Source organism: Cereibacter johrii (assembly GCF_001720585.1).
In the GTDB taxonomy this organism is placed as follows: domain Bacteria; phylum Pseudomonadota; class Alphaproteobacteria; order Rhodobacterales; family Rhodobacteraceae; genus Cereibacter_A; species Cereibacter_A johrii.
The window spans coordinates 1-5,027 of record NZ_MABH01000212.1; the positions used below are offsets into that span (position 1 = coordinate 1).

Here is a 5,027-nt window from a genome sequence, read left to right on the forward strand (position 1 = left end):
GCCCCCCGCTCCGTCAGCGCGCCCGGGCGCGACCTCTCGGGCCCGGGCGCAGGTCTCGGCCCGAAGCCTCAGGCCGCCTGATGCAGGCGCGGCGTGAAGAGCCCCGAGGAGGCGAAGCGGCTTCCGGCCTTGGCCGCGGCCAGCACCGCGAGATCGGCCAGCGGCTCGATCAGCACCACCAGCATGTAGGCGCTGCCGAAGGTGGCGATGGAGGTCAGGTTTCCGGCCTCGACCCCCTGGCCCAGCAGGGCCCAAAAGGCGACCCAGGCCACCACGCCGCCCTGATAGGCGGTCGAGAGCGCGAGCGCCTGGCCGTAGCGCAGCTCGACATAGGGGCTGTCGGGGGCGATGATCCGGTCGGCCAGCGCCTTGACGGCGAAGAGCGGCACGAGCAGCGTCGTGACGTTCATGCCGTATTGCGGCAGGTCGAAGGGCGCGAAGAAGAGCCCCTGAATCAGCAGCCCGAGCGCGAGCCCCATGGCCGCCGGCGCCGCCCCGAGGATCAGGAACAGGGTCGAGCCGAGGATCAGATGGACCTCGGAGACGCCCACGGGATAGTGCGGGAAGATCTCGAAGAAGGTGAAGACGCAGGCCGTGGCGATCAGCGCGCGTGCCGCGAGCGACAGAAGGCCCTTCTCGCGAATGGCCTCCCAGCCCAGCTTCAGCGTGTAGAGACCCGCTGTAGCGGCGGTGGCATAGCCTGCGATGAGCTTGGCGCCGCTCACCAGACCGGGTTCGATATGCATATGGTCCTCCTGGCCGTCATCCCCGACGGCGGTGGGGTGGAGCCGGTCTCCCGGCGGACAGGCGCTTGCGCGCTCGACGGCAGGTCTCCTGACTCGCGGGTCGCGGCCTTCCCCGAACCTTCCCGGGCCCTTGCGGTCCAGTGGCGTCTTCGGGGCGGGCTCGCCGCTCACAGTTGCGGGGGCAGTCGCGGAACTGGGGTCGGAACCCCTCACCGCGTTCCCTTTTCATCCCTTGGCCTTGCGGCGTTCGGGAACCGTCACCGCCCGGCGTGACAGATCCCGGACCCCGCGTCAACTGCGGCACGGGCGGGCAGAGCGCAGGCCCGGGACGGACAGCCAGCGACCGGACGTCGCGGACCCGTATCCGGGGCCCCGTGGGGGCTGCCGGCCTCGGGGCGAGGACGCTCCCTCGCAGGTGCAGCAAGCTGCGGCCAGCGCATGGGTTTCAGCCGTCAAGCCGCTCAACCTGCGGCATAATGCAGCGGCCAGCGTCCCGTCCGCTGCATGACGGGACTGCAGGGGCGCCGGTAGACGCTGCTGCGCCGCAGCAATATGTTCGCACCATCAATCGGCCTGCCGTCATGGGCCTGCCCTGCTGGAAAGAGTCTCAAGATGAAAACGATCATGGCCGCCGCCGCCGCTACGATGATGCTGGTTCCCTCCGCCTTCGCGGGCGAGATCGCGCTGAAGGCCCCGATGCAGGCCCAGAGCCTGCACGAGGGCGCGCTCGATCTCGTCGCCTACCGCCGCGATCTTGCGGAGGGTGGGTTCGAAGTCACCGCCGCCTTCCGCGCCCGCACGCCGTCGGGCGAGCCGCAGGTGGTCAAGATGCTCCTCGCCGATCAGGACCGGGTGCAGTTCTCGATGCCGCAGGACCTGCGCACGGTCTATACCTTCGCCCGCGCCGCGGATCAGGTGACGATCAGCGCCGAGCCCGTGGCCTTCAGCCTCGCCTCGCAGTAACCGCATCCCGCGACCGCGCGGACCCGCGCTGACAGCAAAAGGCCGGGCCCTCGGGTCCGGCCTTTCCCCTGTCGCAGACGCCCCCGCCTCAGCGCAGGCGGTGGATCTGGGCGAGATGGAGCTGGCCGAGCCAGGTTTCCGTGAGCGGCACGCCGTCCTGCGCGATATAGGCGCGCAGGTCCACCGTGTCCGTCTCGGGCCTGGCCTTCAGGTCGAAGGTCAGCCGCCAGCGTTCCGTCCCCACCACGCGGACGATGAAGGGATTGACCACCTCCACCCCTTCGGGCGCCGAGATTTCGGGCGTGGCCCCCTCGCGCGGGTCCAGCCCCTCGAGCGCCGGGCCCGCGAAATCGAGCACGACCTTGATCGCATCCTTCGGACGCGGCTGGCCCGGCACGCCGCCGTTGCCCACCTGCGTGGCGACGGTGTGGGCGAGCGGCATGTCGACGGGGGGCTTGTCCACCCAGTGCATCCGGTAGTCGAAGCGGAGCTCGTCTCCGGCCTTGGGCGCGGTCTCGGGATTCCAGAAGGCCACGATATTGTCGTAGATCTCGTCGTCGGTCGGGATCTCGACGAGCTGCACCGCGCCCGCGCCCCAGTCCGAGACGGGCTCGATCCAGACCGCCGGGCGCTTGTCGTAGAAGACCCCGTCATCCTGATAATGGTCGAAGTCCCGGTCGCGCTGCACGAGGCCGAAGCCCTTGATCCCGCGGTCGAGGTAGCTCGAGGTCACCACGCGATCGGGGTTGTTCAGCGGCCGCCAGATATGCTCTCCCGTGCCGGTATGGATCATGAGCCCGTCGGTGTCGTGCACTTCGGGCCGCCAGTCCGCGGACTGGAAGCGGTTGCTCTCGGAATACCAGAACATCGAGGTAAGCGGCGCCACGCCCAGACGCTCGACCGGGGCGCGGAAGAAGAGACGGCTCGAGATGTCCATGACCTGGCCCTTGCCGGGCGTGTCGCGCATCACCATCCGGTAGGCGCCGGTCACGCTCGGCCCGTCCATCAGCGCGTTCACGATGGTCGCGCCGTCGGGCCCGGGCTCGAGGTAGAATTCCGTGAAGCGGGGGAACTCCTCGGGGATCGAGAGGCCGGTGTTCAGCGCCAGGGCGCGCGCCGACAGCCCGTACTGGCGCAGGGCCCCGTCGCTGCGGAAGTAGGCCGCGCCCAGGAACGAGATCCAGTCGCTCTTCATGTCGGGCCGCATCAGCCGGAAGCCCGCGAAGCCCGCGTTCTCCTCGAGACCATGCGCCGGGCTGTCCTCGGGCATCTCGAAATAGTCGGGCCGGTAGACCACCTCGCGGGCCTCGCCCTCCGCGACGGTGAAGATCCTCACCGGCTGGCGGAAGTAGGTGCCGAGATGGAAGAACTGCGCGGACGTGTCTCCCACCTGCACCGAGGCCGCATCGCGAAAGCGGATGCGCCAGTGCGCGTCGTAATCGATCTTCTCCAGCACCTCTGGATGCTCGACCGGGGTCGGCACATAGGGCTGGCGCGCAAGCGTCGCGGCGCGCTCGGCCAGAAGGTCGAAGGAGAAGGCGGACGGCGCCGAGAACACAGGGCCAGAGGACGCCGCCACGGGGACGGGCGTTTCCTGTGCGAGAACGGCGCCTGACAGCGACAGTGCGGCCAGGAGGCTGAGGGCGGTCAGTCTGAAGGGCGGCGAGGACAAGGTCTGCTCCATTATGCTTCCGGCGCGGAAGCCCGTGCGATGCGATGTGGGCGAATCGACGCCAGATCAAGACCAAGTTGCAGCGGCCGTCACCGTTCAGCGGCCCTGCGCCCAAGGAGCGCACCCTTTGGGCGCTCCGCCCGCGGAGGATCGCCCATCGGAGGCGAACCGCTTGATCGGGCGGCCTCCGCGACCCATCTCGTGCAATCGCCGGTCGCCCGTGCCTCCCGATGCCTGCCATGACCTTCGACCGGAAGCGGAGGCACGGGGCGGCGTCAGTCCTCGGGGCAGGAGGGCGGTGCGACATCCTCCGGCAGAGACACGACCTGCACCGGGGCGGGATAGCCGCCCTGCGCGGGTTCGAGCCGCGCCATCATCTCGGGCGTGGCGAAGACCGCGCCATCGTCCGCGATCATCAGGACGGCCCGCACCCCCATCGCCGCAGCGACCCGCGGCCAGTCCTCGCGGCCCGCGATGCAGAGCGCGGTGGCCGCGGCGTCGGCCCGCGCCCCGTCGGTATCGAGCACCGAGACCGAGACGATGCCCTGCATCGGGCGGCCCGTGCGCGGATCGAGGATGTGCGAGAAGCGCACCCCGCCGCGGTCGAAATAGCGCTCGTAATTGCCCGACGTATGCAGGGCCTCGCCGGGGCGGAGAGAGACGCCCGCCACCACGCCCCACTGGAACGGATCGCGGATCGCCACCCGCCAGGGCCGCGCGCCGTGGCGGCCGATCACCTGCACGCCGCCGCCCGCATTCAGCACCGCATCCTCGACGCCCGCAGCCCGAAGCTCGGCCGCCGCCATTTCGAGCGCCGCGCCCTTGGCATAGGCGCCGAGATCCAGCTGAACCGCGGGATTGAGCGCGCGCACCTCGGTGCCGTCGAAGCGCAGGTCGGTCATGCGCGGGTGGCGCGCGACAAGGGCCGCGATGGCGGCTGCGGACGGCGGATCGCCCTCGGGCAGCGTGTCGGCGTGAAAGCCCCAGGCGCCGATCAGCTGGCCGATGGCCGGATCGAACAGCCCGCCACTCGCACAGGAGAGCCTGCGCCCCTCGCGCAGGAGGGCCGCGAGGGTCGCATCCACGCGTTGCGGGCGCCCCGCCGCGATGGCCGCGTTCAGGGTCTCAAGCTCGCCCGGCCGCCAGGCGTGCCAGTCGCGATGCGCGGCCTGCAGGCTCTGGCCCGCGCGGGCGATGGCGGCGCGGGCCGTGCGCTCGGGCACGCCGTGGGTCTCGATCTCGACCAGCGTGCCGAAGAGATAGAAGGTCTCGCGACGGTCCGAGGCGGGCTCGAGGCGCAGGGCCGCCACCCCGCCGAGCGCAAGCGCGGCCAGGGCTGCAAGGAAGGCCCGGCGCGGGAGGGTCATGGTCCGCATGGGTCCGGCCCCGAAGGCCCGGCCGGGTGCAGGGCCTCGACGCGGAGCGCCTCTGCCAGCCCCTCGCCCCGGCCGGCGAGGGCCAGAGGGATGAGCGAGAGCGCGAGGGCGGGCAGGCAGAGCAGCGCCACCCCGAGGTCGGGCAGCTGGAGCGCCAGCCCCGCGCCGGCGGCGGTCACGACCGCCAGCGTGGGCAGGAGATAGGCCAGCCCCACCGCCGCGAGGAAGCGCCCGCCGGACAAGGCGACCTCGACCTCGTCTCCGGGCCGG

5 protein-coding genes and 1 riboswitch are annotated in these 5,027 nt (G+C 71.1%); of the genes, 1 reads left to right on the forward strand and 4 read right to left on the reverse strand.

Translation table 11 applies throughout. The features are described from left to right. Positions 1-68 precede the first annotated feature (68 nt). Entirely contained in the window at positions 69-746 is a 678-nt protein-coding gene (locus A9O63_RS18160; RefSeq protein ID WP_069333178.1) for an energy-coupling factor ABC transporter permease, read from the reverse strand. Positions 747-820: 74 nt separating this feature from the next. Then, positions 821-1,006, reverse strand: a riboswitch (cobalamin riboswitch). Positions 1,007-1,358: 352 nt separating this feature from the next. On the opposite strand from A9O63_RS18160, the gene A9O63_RS18165 reads away from it, so the two are divergent. Continuing rightward, the gene (locus A9O63_RS18165; RefSeq protein WP_069333179.1) at positions 1,359-1,709 is read left to right on the forward strand and encodes a hypothetical protein; all 351 of its coding nucleotides are present in this window, start codon (positions 1,359-1,361) and stop codon (positions 1,707-1,709) included. A gap of 88 nt (positions 1,710-1,797) precedes the next feature. Here the strand turns inward: A9O63_RS18165 and A9O63_RS18170 are convergent, their stop codons facing one another. The 3 genes from A9O63_RS18170 to A9O63_RS18180 form a co-directional block, all read right to left on the reverse strand. After that, on the reverse strand, positions 1,798-3,393 hold the full coding sequence (locus tag A9O63_RS18170; RefSeq protein WP_069333180.1) for an OpgD/OpgG family glucan biosynthesis protein: 1,596 nt from the start codon (positions 3,391-3,393) through the stop codon (positions 1,798-1,800). A 263-nt stretch (positions 3,394-3,656) separates the two neighbouring features. After that, positions 3,657-4,757 (reverse strand): FAD:protein FMN transferase, encoded by a 1,101-nt coding sequence (locus A9O63_RS18175; RefSeq protein ID WP_069333181.1) that lies wholly within the window; start codon positions 4,755-4,757, stop codon positions 3,657-3,659. Continuing rightward, positions 4,745-5,027, reverse strand: a 283-nt coding sequence (locus tag A9O63_RS18180) for a SoxR reducing system RseC family protein (RefSeq protein WP_141703120.1), incomplete at its 5' end; no start/stop codon positions are given. The genes A9O63_RS18175 and A9O63_RS18180, both read right to left, overlap by 13 nt.